This window comes from Acinetobacter sp. ANC 5054 (genome assembly GCF_002135295.1).
Taxonomy (GTDB): Bacteria; Pseudomonadota; Gammaproteobacteria; order Pseudomonadales; family Moraxellaceae; genus Acinetobacter.
In genome coordinates, this window is sequence record NZ_NEGG01000004.1 from 61,884 (window position 1) to 79,455 (window position 17,572).

The 17,572-nt window shown below is 37.2% G+C and carries 18 protein-coding genes; 8 read left to right on the forward strand and 10 right to left on the reverse strand.

Annotated elements, in window-relative coordinates:
* Positions 1 to 169 precede the first annotated feature (169 nt).
* The gene (locus B9T33_RS05365) at positions 170 to 1,339 is read left to right on the forward strand and encodes a benzoate/H(+) symporter BenE family transporter (protein ID WP_086177928.1); all 1,170 of its coding nucleotides are present in this window, start codon (positions 170 to 172) and stop codon (positions 1,337 to 1,339) included.
* Here B9T33_RS05365 and B9T33_RS05370 read toward each other — a convergent pair.
* From B9T33_RS05370 to B9T33_RS05380, 3 genes are all read right to left on the reverse strand, one after another.
* Positions 1,326 to 1,910: a TetR/AcrR family transcriptional regulator gene (locus tag B9T33_RS05370; protein ID WP_086177929.1), complete on the reverse strand. Its 585-nt coding sequence runs from the start codon at positions 1,908 to 1,910 to the stop codon at positions 1,326 to 1,328. The two genes, B9T33_RS05365 and B9T33_RS05370, sit on opposite strands and share 14 nt — an antisense overlap.
* A complete protein-coding gene (locus tag B9T33_RS05375; RefSeq protein WP_416202585.1) occupies positions 1,911 to 2,243 on the reverse strand; it encodes an SMR family transporter in 333 nt (110 codons plus the stop codon).
* Between the two features lie 96 nt (positions 2,244 to 2,339).
* Entirely contained in the window at positions 2,340 to 3,344 is a 1,005-nt protein-coding gene (locus tag B9T33_RS05380; RefSeq protein ID WP_086177931.1) for an alpha/beta hydrolase, read from the reverse strand.
* A gap of 319 nt (positions 3,345 to 3,663) precedes the next feature.
* Between B9T33_RS05380 and B9T33_RS05385 the strand changes: the two genes are divergently transcribed.
* Together B9T33_RS05385 and B9T33_RS05390 are read left to right on the forward strand one after the other, a co-directional pair.
* Positions 3,664 to 4,107, forward strand: a complete 444-nt coding sequence (locus B9T33_RS05385) for a universal stress protein (protein ID WP_086177932.1) — start codon at positions 3,664 to 3,666, stop codon at positions 4,105 to 4,107.
* Between the two features lie 128 nt (positions 4,108 to 4,235).
* Positions 4,236 to 4,682, forward strand: a complete 447-nt coding sequence (locus tag B9T33_RS05390) for a universal stress protein (protein ID WP_086177933.1) — start codon at positions 4,236 to 4,238, stop codon at positions 4,680 to 4,682.
* Positions 4,683 to 4,743: 61 nt separating this feature from the next.
* Here the strand turns inward: B9T33_RS05390 and B9T33_RS05395 are convergent, their stop codons facing one another.
* The 3 genes from B9T33_RS05395 to B9T33_RS05410 form a co-directional block, all read right to left on the reverse strand.
* Positions 4,744 to 4,956, reverse strand: coding sequence for a hypothetical protein (locus B9T33_RS05395; RefSeq protein ID WP_086177934.1), 213 nt, complete (start codon positions 4,954 to 4,956; stop codon positions 4,744 to 4,746).
* 307 nt (positions 4,957 to 5,263) lie between these two features.
* Positions 5,264 to 7,891, reverse strand: coding sequence for an aminopeptidase N (pepN, locus tag B9T33_RS05400; protein WP_086177935.1), 2,628 nt, complete (start codon positions 7,889 to 7,891; stop codon positions 5,264 to 5,266).
* Positions 7,892 to 8,220: 329 nt separating this feature from the next.
* Positions 8,221 to 8,499 (reverse strand): hypothetical protein, encoded by a 279-nt coding sequence (locus B9T33_RS05410; protein WP_086177937.1) that lies wholly within the window; start codon positions 8,497 to 8,499, stop codon positions 8,221 to 8,223.
* 456 nt (positions 8,500 to 8,955) lie between these two features.
* Here B9T33_RS05410 and B9T33_RS05415 point away from each other — a divergent pair, with 456 nt between their 5' ends.
* From B9T33_RS05415 to thiM, 3 genes are all read left to right on the forward strand, one after another.
* Positions 8,956 to 9,219: a hypothetical protein gene (locus B9T33_RS05415; protein ID WP_086177938.1), complete on the forward strand. Its 264-nt coding sequence runs from the start codon at positions 8,956 to 8,958 to the stop codon at positions 9,217 to 9,219.
* A gap of 135 nt (positions 9,220 to 9,354) precedes the next feature.
* Complete coding sequence (locus B9T33_RS05420; protein ID WP_086177939.1) at positions 9,355 to 10,512, forward strand: hypothetical protein; 1,158 nt, start codon at positions 9,355 to 9,357, stop codon at positions 10,510 to 10,512.
* A gap of 12 nt (positions 10,513 to 10,524) precedes the next feature.
* Positions 10,525 to 11,394 (forward strand): hydroxyethylthiazole kinase, encoded by an 870-nt coding sequence (gene thiM / locus B9T33_RS05425; protein WP_086177940.1) that lies wholly within the window; start codon positions 10,525 to 10,527, stop codon positions 11,392 to 11,394.
* Between the two features lie 92 nt (positions 11,395 to 11,486).
* On the opposite strand, the gene B9T33_RS05430 is transcribed toward thiM, so the two are convergent.
* The 3 genes from B9T33_RS05430 to B9T33_RS05440 form a co-directional block, all read right to left on the reverse strand.
* The gene (locus tag B9T33_RS05430; protein WP_171263581.1) at positions 11,487 to 12,041 is read right to left on the reverse strand and encodes a DUF3828 domain-containing protein; all 555 of its coding nucleotides are present in this window, start codon (positions 12,039 to 12,041) and stop codon (positions 11,487 to 11,489) included.
* A gap of 32 nt (positions 12,042 to 12,073) precedes the next feature.
* Complete coding sequence (locus B9T33_RS05435) at positions 12,074 to 12,802, reverse strand: hypothetical protein (RefSeq protein ID WP_086177942.1); 729 nt, start codon at positions 12,800 to 12,802, stop codon at positions 12,074 to 12,076.
* Positions 12,803 to 13,205: 403 nt separating this feature from the next.
* Complete coding sequence (locus B9T33_RS05440) at positions 13,206 to 14,726, reverse strand: TerC family protein (RefSeq protein ID WP_086177943.1); 1,521 nt, start codon at positions 14,724 to 14,726, stop codon at positions 13,206 to 13,208.
* 630 nt (positions 14,727 to 15,356) lie between these two features.
* Between B9T33_RS05440 and B9T33_RS05445 the strand changes: the two genes are divergently transcribed.
* On the forward strand, positions 15,357 to 15,821 hold the full coding sequence (locus B9T33_RS05445; RefSeq protein WP_086177944.1) for a MarR family winged helix-turn-helix transcriptional regulator: 465 nt from the start codon (positions 15,357 to 15,359) through the stop codon (positions 15,819 to 15,821).
* A 15-nt stretch (positions 15,822 to 15,836) separates the two neighbouring features.
* On the opposite strand, the gene B9T33_RS05450 is transcribed toward B9T33_RS05445, so the two are convergent.
* Positions 15,837 to 16,499, reverse strand: a complete 663-nt coding sequence (locus B9T33_RS05450; RefSeq protein WP_086178089.1) for an SOS response-associated peptidase — start codon at positions 16,497 to 16,499, stop codon at positions 15,837 to 15,839.
* A gap of 113 nt (positions 16,500 to 16,612) precedes the next feature.
* On the opposite strand from B9T33_RS05450, the gene B9T33_RS05455 reads away from it, so the two are divergent.
* On the forward strand, positions 16,613 to 17,521 hold the full coding sequence (locus B9T33_RS05455) for a hypothetical protein (protein WP_086177945.1): 909 nt from the start codon (positions 16,613 to 16,615) through the stop codon (positions 17,519 to 17,521).
* The last annotated feature ends 51 nt before the right edge of the window (positions 17,522 to 17,572 follow it).

The window sequence follows — 17,572 nt, forward strand, 5'->3', positions numbered from 1 at the left end:
TAGACTGATCATTTTTTGAATCATCATTCAACTCAAATCACATATCATATGCATACTCACAACACTTGAATAAATATTTCATTTGTTGCTTTTACTGCTTAAGACTTGAGCGTATTATTGTGAAAAATCACATATATTGACTTCTATACGTTTAAGTTGCACAGGGATTATGCAAAAAATTCTCCAAGACTTCTCCATTCCAGCTGTTTTTGCTGGCTTCATTACTTTCCTTGTTGGCATCAGTGTTTCGGCTGTGCTGGTCATTCAATCAGCGCAAATGCTCGGTGCTGGAACCGCAGAAATTACCTCTTGGTTTTGGGCACTTGGACTAGGCATTGGTTTATCTGGTTTGCTTTTGTCATGGAAATTTAAACATCCAGTGGCAACATCTTGGTCTACTGCTGGACTCGCACTCATTTTAGCCACTGCAAATGGCTACAGTATGAATGCCGCTTTGGGTGCATTTTTAGTCTGCGGCTTACTCACAGCAACCCTTGGTTTTTTAGGAATTTTTGAGAAAATTTTACGCCATATTCCGCAAAGTTTAACCAGTGCGATGCTCGCAGGTGTTTTGCTTAAATTTGGTATTTCGCTATTTGCAAGTTTACAAAATGAATGGGCATTTGTTTTAAGCTTATTGACCGCTTATGTACTTACAAAGCGCATATGGCCACGCTATAGCATTGTACTCACAGTCATTATTGGCATTCTGTTATGTCCACTATTGTTGAACTTTACCATTCCAGCACTAAACTTAAGCTTTGCTCAACCTGTATGGACAACACCTGATTTCTCCTTTGCGTCCATTATTGGGCTTGCGCTACCGTTATTCGTGATCAATATGGCATCGCAATATTTACCCGGTATAGCCATGATTAAAAGTTATGGCTATCAACCGAATGTCAATCAACTGATTGGTTGGACAGGAACTGCGCAAGCAATCTTTGCACCTTTTGGCTGTTTCTCAGTGAATATTGCCGCTATTAGTGCAGCCATTAGCTTGGATGAACAAGCACATCCAGATGAGAAAAAGCGTTATATTGCGGGCATGAGTTGCGGCGTTTTTTATATTCTAATGGGGATATTCGCTGCAACATTGGTCAGCTTCTTAACCGCTTTCCCCTTAGTCTTCATTACAGCATTAGCTGGCATTGCTTTACTTGGTACCATTGGACATAACATTGTCATTGCCTTTCAAGATGCCAGCGAACGTGAAGCAGCACTGCTAACCTTCTTATTTAGTGCTTCAGGTGTGCAATTTTTTAGCATAGGTTCGGCATTTTGGGGCTTATTATTTGGTTTGTTCGTCCATATGATTTTTAAATTTAAACAGAAATAAATGACTCAGCTTTCGCTCGATAAGTTCGGGCGATCAGCTCTTTTTTTAATACCGAAGTTTCAGATACATCTTCCACTTCGGTAAACATAGTCAACCAAATACCATCTGCTGCATAACGCAATATTTTTAATTCCATATCGGCATCCGTTTCAGCATGACACTGCAAACGTGCATTTAGCCAGTCAATCCAATATTCATTAAACGTTTTATCCGTCAACATGGTCATCGAAATCGCAGACCACGAATGTTTTAAACCATGAATCTGCTTTTCCAAGGTAATTTCGATATATGCCCGAGTAAAGCAGCCATATGACTGATCATCTTCTGCAATTAAACGATCAATCACTACATCCAATTGCTCTAATAGGCAAATGACCATCGACTCCAAAAGCTTTTGCTTATTGGGAAAATGGTGAAATACACCGCCTTTAGTCACCCCAACCAAATCTGCAACCGCTTGAATAGATACCCCATTCACGCCCTTTTGCGCAGCCAATTGCATAGCATGCTGCAAAATACTTTGACGAATAATTTGGGGTTCTTTCTTACGTTGATGCGGATTTTCAGTCATTTAGTGTCCAGTAGAGTTTGAAAATAGGTTAATCACCACCACACCCGAAACAATCAGTCCAATACCAATCATTGCAGGTACATCTAAACTTTGGCGAAAGATAAAGTAGCCAATAAGCGCCGTTAAAACAATACCTACTCCAGCCCAAATGGCATATGCAATCCCAAGTGGTATGACTTTAATCACTTGGGACAACAAATAAAATGCAATACAGAATAATACCGCTACCGCGAGCGATGGCATCAGTTTGGTGAAACCTTCGGACTTCACCAAAAAAGTCGAACCGATCACTTCTGAAATAATAGCCAATGCGAGTAAACCATAGGCAAACATAACTGAATTCATTTTAAAACCAAATAAACATACCAAACGGTAGGTATGTTATAGATTTATAAATTTAACTGCAAGCAATCCGCTGCTAAATTTTCGTTAATGATTCAATATAGATTGCTGTGTAATAAATTCTAAAGTCCGTTCAAAAGTTTGCTGACTGGCTTTTTTACTCATCATGAATTGATATTCATGTACCAAAAACTCTTTTGAGTCTGGGTAAAAAACTTCAGTAACAGGTACCTTTTTGGCTTTAAGTTGCTCTACAAAGGGTAAAGACTGGGTTTTGGTTAAAAAGTCTTTATTACCACCACTAATAAATACAGGGGGATAATGTTCATTAAAATTGGAAGCAGTCGATATCTGCTTTAAAAATGTTGCATCATCTTTTTTATCGCCTGTGTAGGCTTGAACCAAGTTATATACCCCCCACTCAATAAGCCCCAGTTCTTCAGGTGCCGTATTTACAAAAGCATTGAGATCGTAAATACCACAATGCAGAATCAGACCTTTGAGCTGTTTTGCCGCCAATACTGGTTGAATATTTGAAGCTTGGGCAAACTCTGGATTCGTGACCAATGCTGCATAGTGACTCGCCATATTAGCGCCAGCTGAATCACCCGCTAAATAAAGCTGATTGGCATCAATTCCATATTGTGCTGCATGCGCATGAATAAATTTTAAGGCTTCATCTATTTGATGCAGTTGAGTGGGGTAAATTGCATCAGGGGCAAATTGGTATTGTACAGAAACCACGTTATAACCTGCCGCTGCAAGGCGTTTAAAATATCCACGGGCATGTTCTTTAGAGCCAGATACCCAACCACCACCATGAATCCAAACCACAGTTGGTCGAACGCCTAATAAGGCAATTTGCTCAGGCTGGTAAATATCTAAACTTAAATCAGGATTCTGTAAATATTGAATGTTGGGTTGAACAATGACATTTTCAGGTGCATGCCGATCGATAAATTGTTTTTGAACTTGAGTAGAAAGATTAAAGGCACCAGCAATCAACTTGGTACTGCTTTGGGTATTTTGACAACCCGACAAGTTCATGACGGTACAAATACTCAGCGTCATCAACAAAAGTTTATGCGGCATTCTCACCATTCCATGTTTTCATAAAATCAAAATTTATTTATAAACGTATGTATTGCGTTTATACAATTCATTTTCAAGGTAAAATCCAGTCTTTTCAAAAATACCCGATAAATTTACTCGATTTTCTTGTCTATAAATCAAACCAAAAGCCGAGTTTTTAGCTCGGAATTTTTTGCGAATAAATCTAAGCTTTTTTGTAAATTTTTCTCTAATTTTATGAATTTACGCTATTTTTTATAATAATAAAATTGAACCTATGCACACATTGTGTTATCAATAAACTGTAGGGTTTATAAGCAATAATATTGGAGATTCTCCCATGTCATATCAACAAATTTTAGTACCTGTAGATGGTTCAGAAATCTCATTTTCAGCTGTAAAAAAAGCAGCATTATTGGCTAAAGGTTTTAATAGCCAACTCACTTTAGTCAGCCTTGTTGCTGAAGACCCATTCACAGATGCAGACTTTTATTATTCTTCATCAATCATGAAAGAATACTTTGTACAGGCTTATGCCAATGCAGAACAAGCGTTAAAAGAAGCATTAGCGATCACTGCTGAAGCAGGTGTAACTGCTCAAAGTAAAATTATTAAAGGTCAGGTTTCTGCTGAAGGTGTAGTCGAAGCTGCAAATGAAGTGAATGCAGACCTGATTGTAATGGGTTCACATGGTCGTAAAGGCTTTAAGAAAATGCTCCTTGGCAGTTTTGCTCAAGATGTATTAAGCAATACCGAGCTTCCAGTTCTAGTTGTGAAAGCATAATGTTAAAGCCCACTTCGGTGGGCTTTTTTGACTTTACACTAGCAATTAACAAGTAAAAGCAATTCGTTTTATGATCCATTTACGAATAATCATTGCCATCAGAACATGTAAAATAAAAGGAAACTGATATGAGTCAGTATCAACAAATTTTAGTCGCTGTAGATGAATCACCAATTTCCTATTCCGCTGTTGAGCATGCGCTAAGCTTGGCCAAAAGCCAAAATGCCCATGTTACTGTTGTCAGTGTGGTTGCAGTAGACCCTTTTGTCGGAGTGGATTTTTATGCGGTTGCACCAGCAATTACTGAATATTTCATGCAGGCTGAAAAAAGCGCGCAACTCCGTTTAGAAGATATCAAGCAATCTTTTATTCGTGATGAAATTGATGTAAGTACACGTCTGATTCACGGTGTGTCGCCAACTGAAGGTATTTTACAAGTGGCGGATGAAATCTCTGCGGACTTAATTATCATGGGCTCACGTGGTCGCACAGGCTTGAAAAAAGCAATGCTCGGTAGTGTTGCTCAAAATATTTTGACTCAATGCCCGATCCCCGTACTCATCATTAAGCAATAAAAAAAGCCCTCTTCTGAGGGCTTTTCAATTTTGGGTAATACGTTTGGTCTTGATCATCAAATTAAGATTTACCAATCATTTGATTGAGCATTTGAAGATATTGCTCAGCTTCACGACCAGTCGTAAAACGCTTTTCAAACATACCTGTTTTTTGCACACTGTTTGGTGTGTATTCCACTGATACGACAAATGCTTGCTGTACTTCTTTATAAATGCGTACCGCAATAATATGATGGGAGTTGAGATAAAAACCATCATCAACCTTAACTAACATAACCCGCCTCAAAATATTTAAACCATGGTTAGAAAAAATATCCGCAAGATAAATTTACGCGACATTTGTTTAATCTACCTTAAATAATTGTACGCTTATTATGTGACTTATATAACATTTATTTTGTATTTAAAATTTATAATCACATTTATATTTTAATATTTATAACTAATTCAATTTTTAATGTGAGTTTATTTCACTATTGTTTTCACATAATTTCGATTGGCGTATTTTAAAAAGCGATAAAAAACCCGCTGAAATTTACATATCAGCGGGTTGATTCAAACAATCTATTCTAAATAGCGAATTAGACACTTAACATGCTATTAAGTGTTTCAGAAACGTTTTTAGATTTCACTTGCGGTTTCAACGCTTCAAGTTCAGCTTTCACTTCACTGCGCTGTGGCTCAGCCAAAGTGTACCAACGTGATAAAATTTGCAGTAAACGCGAGCCGACGATTGGATTTTTCTCATCTAGGAATTTTGCCAATTCCACAATGTGTTGAACACCAAAGCCCCATGTATTGACTGGATTTGCATTTAAGCCACCTGTCACCGCACGGATACGGTTCGGTACTTTCAAATCATAATCAGGATGTGCTGTTAAAGCCTGAATGGTTTGTGCTGTTGCTTTTGGATGTGCCGCTTGCACCATGAACCATTGGTCCATCGAAAGTGCTTCATTTTTAAAGCGTGTGTAGAAATCTTGCAGTGCTTGTTGAGCTTGTTGAGCTTGTTGAGCTTGCGGTGCATCATTCCAGACCAATACACGTAATGCGCCTAAACGTTCAGACATGTTATTGGTCGCTTGATATTGCTCATTTGCCAGTTCAAATACTGATTCATCGCCTTGACGTGCCATCATACTGAGCATGATATTTTTCAGCGCACGCACACCCATCGCTTGGGAAAACTCTTTTTGCACATCTGGGTTTAGTGACAAATAGGTTTCTTTACAGAACGAACCGAGTTCACGTGCCAATGTACTCAACAAAGCATTACGCTGCTCTTGAACTTTAAGTGGGCTGTAGTCTGTATCAATACGACTACCCAAGTACCCTTCTGCAGGCACATCAAACAGACGAGATGCCAATAATGGATCACGCTCAATTAATGCTGGTAGGGTATTTTTAATCGCATTTACATAAATTGCAGCATCATGACCATTCAATAAAATACGTTCAAGCAATGTTTGAGTCGCTTGCCATTGGTTAAAACCGTTGGTTTCATATTGCATCAAGAATGCAAGTTCTTCATCTGAATAGTTAAACTCAAGATTGACTGGTGCTGAGAAGTTACGCAGTAATGACACGACTGGTTTCGCAGTAACACCTGTAAAGCTAATCGATGCCGTATCTTGATCAAATAGATACACACCATCTTTAATACCATTTTCAACCAATGCAGTTGAATTCAGCACTAATTGCTCACCAGTTTGCGCATCAAATAAAGCCAAAGCGACAGGAATTGGTACTGCTTTTAAGTTTGGATATTTCGGATGTGCTTTTAAGCTTTGTTTTAGGCTTAAGGTATACGTTTGTGCTGCTGCATCGTACTCACCTTGCGCTTCAAGCTTTGGCGTACCCGGTTGGTTATACCAAATCAGGAATGCAGATAAATCCACGCCTGAACCTGCAGTAAGCGCCGCAACCCAATCTTCAACCGTCACCGCTTGACCATCATGACGTTTAAAGTACTCATCTGTACCTAGGCGGAATTTTTCTTTACCGAGTAAAGTCGCCATCATACGGTTAATTTCTGCACCTTTTTCGTACACAGTTGCCGTATAGAAGTTATTAATTTCGACAAAATGATCTGGACGTGGTGGATGCGATAATGGGCCTGAATCTTCAGGGAATTGATGCGCTTTCAATACCGCAACGTCATCAATACGTTGTACCGCAGCCGATTGTAAATCTTCTGAGAAAGACTGATCACGGAATACCGTTAAACCTTCTTTTAGACACAATTGGAACCAATCACGACATGTAATACGGTTACCTGTCCAGTTATGGAAATATTCATGTGCAATCACAGATTGCACACGCATAATCGCAGCATCTGTGGTGTATTCTTCATCGGCCAACACGCAAGAGGTGTTAAAGATGTTTAAGCCTTTATTTTCCATTGCGCCCATGTTGAAGGCACTGGTTGCCACAATCATATAATTGTCTAGATCGTATGGGCGACCATAATGTTCTTCATCCCAGCGCATTGAATGCTTTAAAGCTTCCATTGCAATATGGCATTTAGGGATGTCTTTTTCTTCTGCATAAATTTCTAAGGCAACATTACGACCTTCAGACGTCACATAAGAATCTTTCAAAACGGCCAAATCGCCAATCACGCAGGCAAAAAGATACGATGGCTTTTTGGTTGGATCTTGCCAAATGGTGTAGTGACGACCTTCGCCTGCTTCACCGGCTTCAATCAAGTTACCATTTGCTAGTAATACAGGAAATTTTTTGTCTGCTTCTACACGTGTAGTAAAAACAGAAAGTACGTCTGGACGGTCTGGATAGAAGGTAATTTTACGGAAACCTTCTGGCTCATTTTGTGTAACGAACAAATCGCCTGCGGCTTGATATAAACCTTCGAGTTGCGTATTGCTTTCTGGATGAATCACGACTTGTGTTTCAATGATAGCTTGCTCAGGTGCATTCGTAATCACCAATTGTTCTGCATCGACAGTATAGGCATCAGCAGCTAAAACTTGACCATTGAGCGAAATGGATTTGAGTTCTAAGTCACGGCCCAATAAAACCAAATCACCTGTAGTTTGGCGCTGCATCACCAACTTGGCATTGACATTAGTATGGTTATCAAACACTTGAATATCTAAATCAATACTATCGACTACAAATGAAGGCTTTTGATAATCTTTTAAATAGACAGTTTGGTCTGCTTCGACCACTGGATTTGCCGCAATGTTCATGTGTTGTCCTATTCCTTAGTTATTGCTTGATCAGCTGTATGGAACAAATTGTGAATGATCTGATCATACGACAAGATTTGAAAGCTGTCTTAGCATTTACAATGCTTTATATATGGGCGCAGCCTTTGTTATTTTCAATCATTGAAGCTGAATTTTTTAAAAGCTGGCTCATAATTTCATCATCTTTAAGCAAGATAAATGCCGAATTCCCTGTATTTACATTTTAAATGTAAATGCTAATGTGACATAAAAAATAAGCACCTTAAAGTAGGTGCTTATAAATAGTTTAGTGCTGCATTGGAAACGTTGTTGTTAATAAAATATTCGGATTATTTATTGGCAAAAATTAAATCTAAAGCACTGTCATAATCGGCGGCAAAGTGAAAATTAAACCGCGAAACGGAGCCTTTTAAAAATGTCTCAATTTCAGCAGTTGCACCAGCGACATATATGGTAAAAACTTGGTGCTGACTCGCCAAACCCAATAATTCAGCCGTTTTCTCCAACGTTTGGTCATGTCCAATAATTAACGCACCCACCATACTGCCATCATTTTGTTTATACAGTTGCATGCGGGTAATATTGCTAGTTTTAAGTGCATCAGACATGGTTTTTTCCCTTCAATCATCGGTGAGAAGTGAGCTTTAAATATTCAGACTCATCCCATGGTTCATTTATCCATGTTGAGGCGAGCGATTAAATAAATTAAGTCATAAAATCCATTGTGTTATAGCATATTTATCTAGCAAAGAATCAAAAATCCATTTTCAAACCCTAATCTTGAAAACTTAAGCTGTTAAATGCACTACAGTGTGGCAATATCAACACTTCACACATTTCTGACAACTTGTTTGCTCAATACTTTTATTGCATACAGATTTTGTTACACCTTAGATATTTTATAATTTTCTTAAATATTTCAATTACTTTTATAAAGTTTCTTATTTTTAAAAATTAAATTCCCTCAGCAAGATTATTTTGTGCATACATTTTGCTTTATCTCTTAGGACACATACACAATCACCAGATTGAAAAATCTACTCGAAAACAAAAAGAGGTGCATTATGTTTATTAAAGATCATATAGTTCGTATGGAGAATTTAAAAACCTTACAATCCTTAGATGCGACAAATATTGATCATAAGGTCATTGCCATGTTTATGAGTTGTGAAGGAGTTGACTTAAAAGCACATGAAGTCAGTGCAATACTCAATACCTACGATGCCTTGGGTTCAAAAAAAGTGCCTTCTAAAAAAGTACAAGCGCTTATTCAAGCAAAACAAATCGGTGAGGAGGACGAATCAATCCCATGCCCTGCAGCCTATTAATTTTAACATCCAACTAAAGAGCTACATGACATGTAGCTCTTTTTTATTCCCTCTGATTTTTCAATTGAAATAGCAACCCCGCCCTGAATAGGAGATGTGTATAATCAGTATATGATTTAAGGAAAGTGATCACCGATGTTCAATATTCTACGCAAGCAAATGGATGAAAGTACGCAATGCCCATTGTGTCATGCATCTATGTATTGGGTAGATGCTGAACAACTCGACGAACAGGAATTTAACTTTTACGAATGCAGTCATTGTAAACATCAGATTTATCCTGAGCAGCAATATAACTGTCATTGCGAAGCTTGCCAAAATGCGCGCAAAAAACTCCTTAAAGAAACTCGTCTCCAAGAACAACGTAAACAAAAAAGCAAAACCATAATTGAACGTGAACTCAATGAACTGAGTTTCCTGCAAAAGCTGTTTTTATTGGCTTTATTGGATAATCACGTACAGGAACATACGACTTATCAAGAATATATTGATTGGGATGCGATCAAGTATTACAACATCAGTCCAAATTATCTATTTCAGCAATTCATCAAAAAGCATTTGGTGCATGAACAGATTTTGGTGGTCAAAGATGATGCTGTCCAAGCTGAACAGTACTATATCAATGTCCGTCTAGACGGTTATTCTGAGCCGAGTTTATTTAGTATTGTGCAACAACTGCGCCATTGGTTTTATGAAAATTTATCGATGGGTGTGCCTTTCAAAACTGCTGATGAAGTAAAAGAAAATTTATACTTAATCTTGTATCAAGAAATTGTGCAATTTATGCAGTTTTATTGCAAAACTTGGGGCGTCCAAATTGCCGGAAATAAAAGCTTTCAAGTGTTCTGCTTCCGATTATTAGACAGCCTAGCCGTTGGACAAATCTATTATATGATCCAATCTGCACTAGAATATTTACATGGTCAAAAAGCCTTGCAAGCTCGCAATGAAAATTTTATTAATACCAATTTACTGAAAAAAACCTTACAGCAATATCGCGAACGTGCATTACAAGAGAAATGGGAAACCTTCACCCTGCCTCGCCCACCTCAATTACCATTGAGTAAGATGAGTGAAATTTTACTTTTTCAATTTTTAGGGCTTGATGAAGGTATTTTTGTACAGCCGATTCGCCATGCGTGGAAAAAAATTGAGCCGCGTTTAAATTTTTATTCGACTAAACGTTGTATGTATTGTGGTTCGCAAGAACTTTCTGTCGATTATGATGCCTCGGATTATGTCAGCTTATTCTGTCGTAATTGTAAGCATCAAGACCACTATTTCACCCGTTAAGGGAGAACAAGCATGAATCAACCTGAAAACCTAAATTCAACGATGGACAATGAATTGACCGATCTAACCAATCCGCTCTTAGAAAAAGTTATTAATGCGTGGGCGGAATTAAAGGCTACTCAACCTTTGGTACATATTATTACCAATGCTGTAGCGAGTAATTATGTTGCCAATGTCTTATTGGCTGCTGGTGCGTCACCGGCTATGATTGATAATCCATTTGAAGCGGAAAGTTTTGCCTCGATTGCCAGTGCTATTAATATCAATTTAGGCACGCCAAATGCTGAACAAATGCAGGCGATGCAAATTACTGCGCAAACGGCTCAACAACTCAATAAACCGTGGGTACTCGACCCTGTAGGTTATGGACCTGTGCTACCTTGGCGATCAGAAATGGTCGATACTTTATTGCAATACAAACCAACCATCATTCGTGGCAACGCTTCTGAAATTAGTGGTCTTGCTGGTAATCAAAGTGAATCGCGTGGTGTCGATAGTACTTTAAACAGTGCTGAAATTTACCTACATGCACTGCCCTTGCTTGAACACACTGAATGCATTGCAATTTCTGGTGAATCGGATTTTATTTTATCGAAAGAAATGAACGCAGTAATACAAATTAATGGTGGCTCTTATTTACAACCAAAGGTAACCGCTTCGGGTTGTGCCTTAGGTGCACTCACTGCGGCTTATTGTGCAGTCAGTCAAAATATTAGCGTTGGTGCTATTGCGGCGCATTTACATTTTGCTATTGCTGGTTTAAAAGCCTATGAAATTGCGTCTAGTGTCGGGAGTTTTAATGTTGCCTTTCTAGACGAAATTTATAATTTAAATGAAGATGATTTTCATCAGTTTGCCAGTATCCAAATTTTAGCTTTATAAAATATCAGCGTGCATCCAAATGTTTGCATGAATCAAAAATCTGCTTAAATTGTTTAATTTAAGCAGATTTTTTTTAATTTGGATCATCCCATTTAATTTTGACTATGCACAACAGAACTTGCAGTCTCAGGTGTATTCTCTGCTTCAACTGAATTGTCTGGTTCTTCTTCTGTTGGATTACTCAGCAACATATCCAAATCATAATCGCCTGCATACACAATATTCTTAATCTTTTCGCAACCTTCACCGCCCATTTCATAGGTCAAGACTTTGTTTTCACTATTGTCTTTTATCTCAGCACGTACCGTATTATTTTTCTTATCAAAGCTTAACGTTGGTTTGAGCTTATTCGGTGGGTCTTGCATGTCTGAAAATATGTCAAAATCGATATTGCACACTTGCTGGGTTTTTCGACATTGAATTTCGTCTTTAATCCGATCAGCCATCACAGGTTCAAAATATTCACTAACTTGTGTAGTAGTTAAGTTATGCAATTTTAGATTTTGACTATAAATCTGTTGGACTAATTTTTCAGGTGCAATACACTTGTCTGCATGAGTTTGTGCTTTTTGTTCCGCAGGCTTACACCCTACGACCAATAGCAATGAGGCAAAACCAAGTACATGAAAAATAGGTTTTAATTGCATACGAAATCCCAAAGTATCCATCAAATTAAACATTAAACTGCCCGACCCATTGCAATATTCATTGATGCTTCAAAGATCGTTGAAACATTCAATTTACATATACACATCATACCCATGCCATCAAAATAATCTGGTACATGCTGCATAAAATATTGAATATGTACATCCGACTTATTTCGAAGTTGCACCAACTGTTCTGGTGTCACTTTTGGTAAATCACATAAATGCACAAATATATTTTCTGTACGTTGCTGCACATCATGATGACGCACCCGCATACTCTTTAAAATATCCATGTATTCTTCTGGCATTTCGGCATCATATCTTGGATAAAATTTAACAGAACGTGAAGCAAATAATGTATATACCTTTGGTTGTGTCACTGTAGCCACAAACCACATTGGAATAGCGGGAAAACGTATTTGAAACTGCATTGCTACTTTGATTGCAGAATTCAAGGTAAGGTTATGACTACGATACTCAGGCAACACCCCAGCACGTGAGTTAAAAATTAAAATTGGTCGATTTTTGTGGTTTAGTTTTAATATACGAATAATATTTTGACCGATTAATTTATCACGATGAAAAAATTGCACCACTGGGATCGCAACTGCATCTGGATCATGCAAATATTCATATAATTGTTCTATACGCGAACTCGGGAAAATTTTCTGATCAAAATCCCAAAGTTGTTGAAAAAAATCGTGTTTCTTTTCTGTTGAAAGTTTACTGAAATCGATTACATTTTCAGATATCTTCATACAATTACCCAAATAATCAATTCTGTTTTAGAATAGACCTACATAAACTTTGAATGATTTAAAAAATAAAATTCACAACTTTCATGTTCTATTTATTGCGATTAAATAATTTTAAAAATGTACACGTGAAGTGTATTGGCATTGCCAAATACCGCCCTGTGTTGCGTCGTTCAACATATGATTAATTATGAAATGAGAAGCTAAAACTTCACATCTATCCCCTATTGCTATTTATAAACTAACTGTTAATTTGTGTAAATATGGTATATTTTGCAAATGCATTTTCCAACAATAAATTACGCTAAAATTTTCAACTACACAGTCATTTCCATTTTTCAAATAAAAAAGACAGCTCCTAGAAGCTGTCTCTTGCATAATTCACTTTTCAATTGAGATTTAACGATTAAGCCTGATAAAAAATATCTACGGTCTTAATGCGATTATCTTCCATCGCTGTGACTTTAAATTGAATACCCTTAAATTCAACTTCTGTACCGACAGAGACCATACCCTGTGTTTGATCTAAAATCAGACCAGAAACACTGATATAGCCATCATCTTCCTCAATCAAGTCCAACATTTCCAGCTCAAGTTCTAATTGGTATAAATCCAACATACCTGAAGCTTTCCAATGCGTATCATCTATTTGAATCAAATCCAGTTGTTCATCTGCGTCTGGGAATTCACCCGCAATCGCTTCAAAGACATCGAGTGGTGAAATCAAACCTTGTACAGCACCAAATTCATCAGTCACTAATACCAAAGAGCCTTTCGACGTTCTTAAGGTATTAATTGCATCAATTACTTTCATTTTTTGGAAAATAAAGATTGGACGATGACGTTTAATCAGCGCTTTTAGGTCTTCCCCATTATCCAAGACATCAATCAGTTCTTTGGCACGAACTACACTGATAACCTTATCTAAACTGCCACGACACACAGGGAACAAACTGTGAGGTACAGCAAGCACTTGTTCACGAATCTGCTCAGGCGAATCATTTATATCGACCCAAGAAATTTGATTGCGTGGTGTCATAATCGAAGCCACTGAACGTTCTGCCAGTGTGAGTACCCCACCGATCATATAACGCTCTTCGTCAGCAAAAGTTTCTTGCGCTTTATTGTCTGCTTGATCTGACTCTAAACGACCACCCATCAATTTGAGAATGCTGTCTGCTGTACGGTGACGCAATGGAATTTTAGCTTCATGCTTTTTCACATTCCGCTGACTAAACTGGTTGAATGCTTCAATAATAATTGCAACACCAATACCTGAGTAGATATAACCTTTCGGAATATGGAAACCAAAACCTTCAGCGATCAAACTAATACCGATCAATAATAAGAAGCTTAAGCACAGAACAACCACAGTTGGATGTCGGTTTACAAAGGCAGTTAATGGTTTAGATGCCAATAACATCACAGCCATTGCTACAATCATTGCAGCCATCATGACATAAATGTTGTCGACCATACCAATTGCGGTAATAACCGAATCCAATGAGAAAACAGCATCTAATACCACAATTTGAGCAACAACCGCTGTAAAGCTCGCATATGCAACTTTTGTAGTAAGTTTAACTTCAGGTTTGCCTTCTAATTTCTCGTGCAGTTCTGTGACGGCTTTATAGACTAAGAATAAGCCACCAAATAATAAAATCAGATCTCGACCAGAGAATGTCCAATCAAATACGGTAACCAATGGCTTTGTTAATGTGACCAACCAAGAGATTGCAAATAACAATCCTAATCGCATAATTAATGCGAGTGAAAGACCGAGGACACGGGCTTTATCTCGTTGTTCGGGAGGGAGTTTTTCTGCCAAAATGGCAATAAATACTAGGTTATCAATACCTAATACAATTTCTAAAACGATTAATGTAAGTAAACCAACCCAGATGCCAGGATCCAATAAAAATTCCATTATTTGATACCCTCAAGCTGAATTGTATATTCAATATTATGCAGATCTGCGCACGGCGACGGATCCATAAATTTAACCTCTGTGACTTTAGACCTTTCCATTATGCACAAAGTTTGTAATTTGTATCGTCCAACTCTGTAATTTTTTGAGTTTTTTATCTAAAAAATCGAAAATAAATATTTCAAATTATATGCGGAATTAGCACGAATTTTGTGAATGCGTCCCCCCATGATTATTTTGATGCCTTGATTTATTTCACTGTATTCAACCTATTTTTTCGCCACTTTTGATCAATACATTCGTGTTAAATGAAACAGTCAATCTTTGACTTATATTATTGGTTATTGTGTGGAATATCTTAAGATACTCATATATTTTATACCAATTGGTATAATAACAAGAATTCCATAAATCAATAAAATCTTTTTTAATTTCACTGTGCTATAGATTTAAGAAGATTAAAATATGTTCCCTAGCCTAAATCATCAGTATTTTATATTAAGATAATCTAAAAATGAGATATCTGTTGCTTTCTATTTTTTTAATGTGAACTCTTGCTATTACCCTCTATTTTTCAATAGAATGTTAAAACATTATATAAAATTAAAAGAACATTTAGGGGAATACTTCATGACAAAAAAATATTCAAAATTTTTGCCATCTACCGATGACTTTAGCTTAGAAAACTTTCCGTTCTATTGGGTTACTCAAGTCCATGCTCAATACGTACTTAATGTCGACCATGCTTTAAAAAAATATGGTGTAGATAACTCACGTCGTCGCATCCTTTTGGCATTAAAGTCTAAGCCACATGCAAGCGTATCTGACCTTTCAGAAATGGTCGTATCTAAAATGTCGACAACGACTAAAATCGTCTATCGTCTTAAAGATGAAGGATTAGTAGATACTTATTCATGTGAAGATGATGCGCGTATTACTCGTGTTGTATTGACTGAAAAAGGCAATCAAATGACGCAAAAAATTAACGACTTGACCAATGTCGTACTTGAGCAGTCTTTTGAAGGTCTTACCCCCCTCCAAATTGAAAAAACCATGGAAAGCTTAAAGCACATATTCAAAAACTTAGCGCGTTAAGTTTTTGGCTTAGTATCAATCGAAAAAATTAAGTTGGGGACTGATTTTTTCGATTTTTACTTTTGGTACATGCGAGCATTCAAATTCTTCTACAGGAAAACCCTGTACAAAATCTTGAATATTGGGTGACTTCCAACTCAACCATTTATCTAATTTTTCATGCGGTATAACAATAACTGAGCGCTTGACTGCACCAGGCTCATGAAAATTCTTCATCATGGCATGCTCTATCGCATCCATGGTGATCATTGTTGCAGATCTCACGACATCTTCGCCTTGTTTACAAATTTCGTAAAGCGCAGCGATATAAAACACTTCTCCATCTTTACGTCTTACACCCCATCGCTGTGGTTTATTGTCGATATACATCGATTCATAAAACTCAGAAACAGGAATGACACCAAATTTGCATTTGCTTACTGCATTTTGAAATGTCGGTTTTTGCATCAGTGTTTCATTGCGCGCATTATACGTTTTCAACGCAATCGACTTATCTTCTGCCCATTTCGGTACCATACCAAAACTAACTTTCCGCCACTCCAAACCCTTTTCTTCAGACTTAAAAAGTAAAGGCAGATCATAATTTGGATAAACCTCTTCAGGATACTCAAAAGGAATATCAAGCAGGTTTTGCGATTTGAGTTGCGCCAAGGTAATCGGTTTGAAATTTGCACACATAACTGACATAATCCGCAAAAATCCAATCTTTATAATAAATGAAATTTTTCAATTTAAATCAATTTGTCATTTTTATTACCGCTATCAGCCTATATACAACGAGCCAATCCGCAATGGTCTCCGTAAAAACCACTTCTTTTTTGCCTTTTAGTATAGAAGCAGTTTATTTAGGCGAATATCCATTTAAACAAGATTTAATCAATGAAGCTGAAATACCTGCTGGGAAATACCAAGTTCAATATAAGCATTATCGTAATCAGCAGATGATTATGACCAATCATTGGGTAACGGTTGCTAATCAACCCAATGCTCAAGACCAACAGTTTTCTTTGGTCATTTTACCGAGTGGTGAGGTCATTGATACCACGGATTTTAAAGTTACCTCTCCTGACATGTTTCCCGAAGTGAGGTTTGCAGAACGTGCAAAGAAAAGTTATTCATTGCTGCAAGATCAGCAAATGCAGAGAGATCAATTTGGCGTCATAGTTCCAAATATAGACGAATATCATGTGACAGAATTGGAAAATAATTTTGATTGGTACAATGTGAATACCGATTCTGGACGTGATCCTACCTATTGCACAGGTTCCTTTAAAATTGATCCTGATGATGATTTACCTTATTTCACCACTGCAAATTCGCATATTAATTTTGACTATCGCCAAGCAAATCAACTTCATAATGCTTTGAATAAAGTGAATAATGATCAAACGATTTCAATTAAAAAAAGAACAATTCATGCTGAAACAGATTACACACAAGGTCTGAAATTTGATCTCTATATCAATGACATCAATAAGACCAAAACCCAAGCCATTTCGACAAATGAATCAATCTACAATTATAAAGTTCAGGTTAAGCTGTATATGACGGCTTACCAACGCCAACCGATGCTGCTCATCAATCACCCCATGTATTATCAAGAAAATTGCTCAAGTCAAAATCAATTTAGTTTTCTGTATTACAAATCCCTATGGACTCTATTTTGGGACTATATTCTGCCCGATATTTCTTGGAAGTGAGCTTTATAAGCAGCGTGATAATTTATTGTGAAGTTCAAACATCGGTGAAGT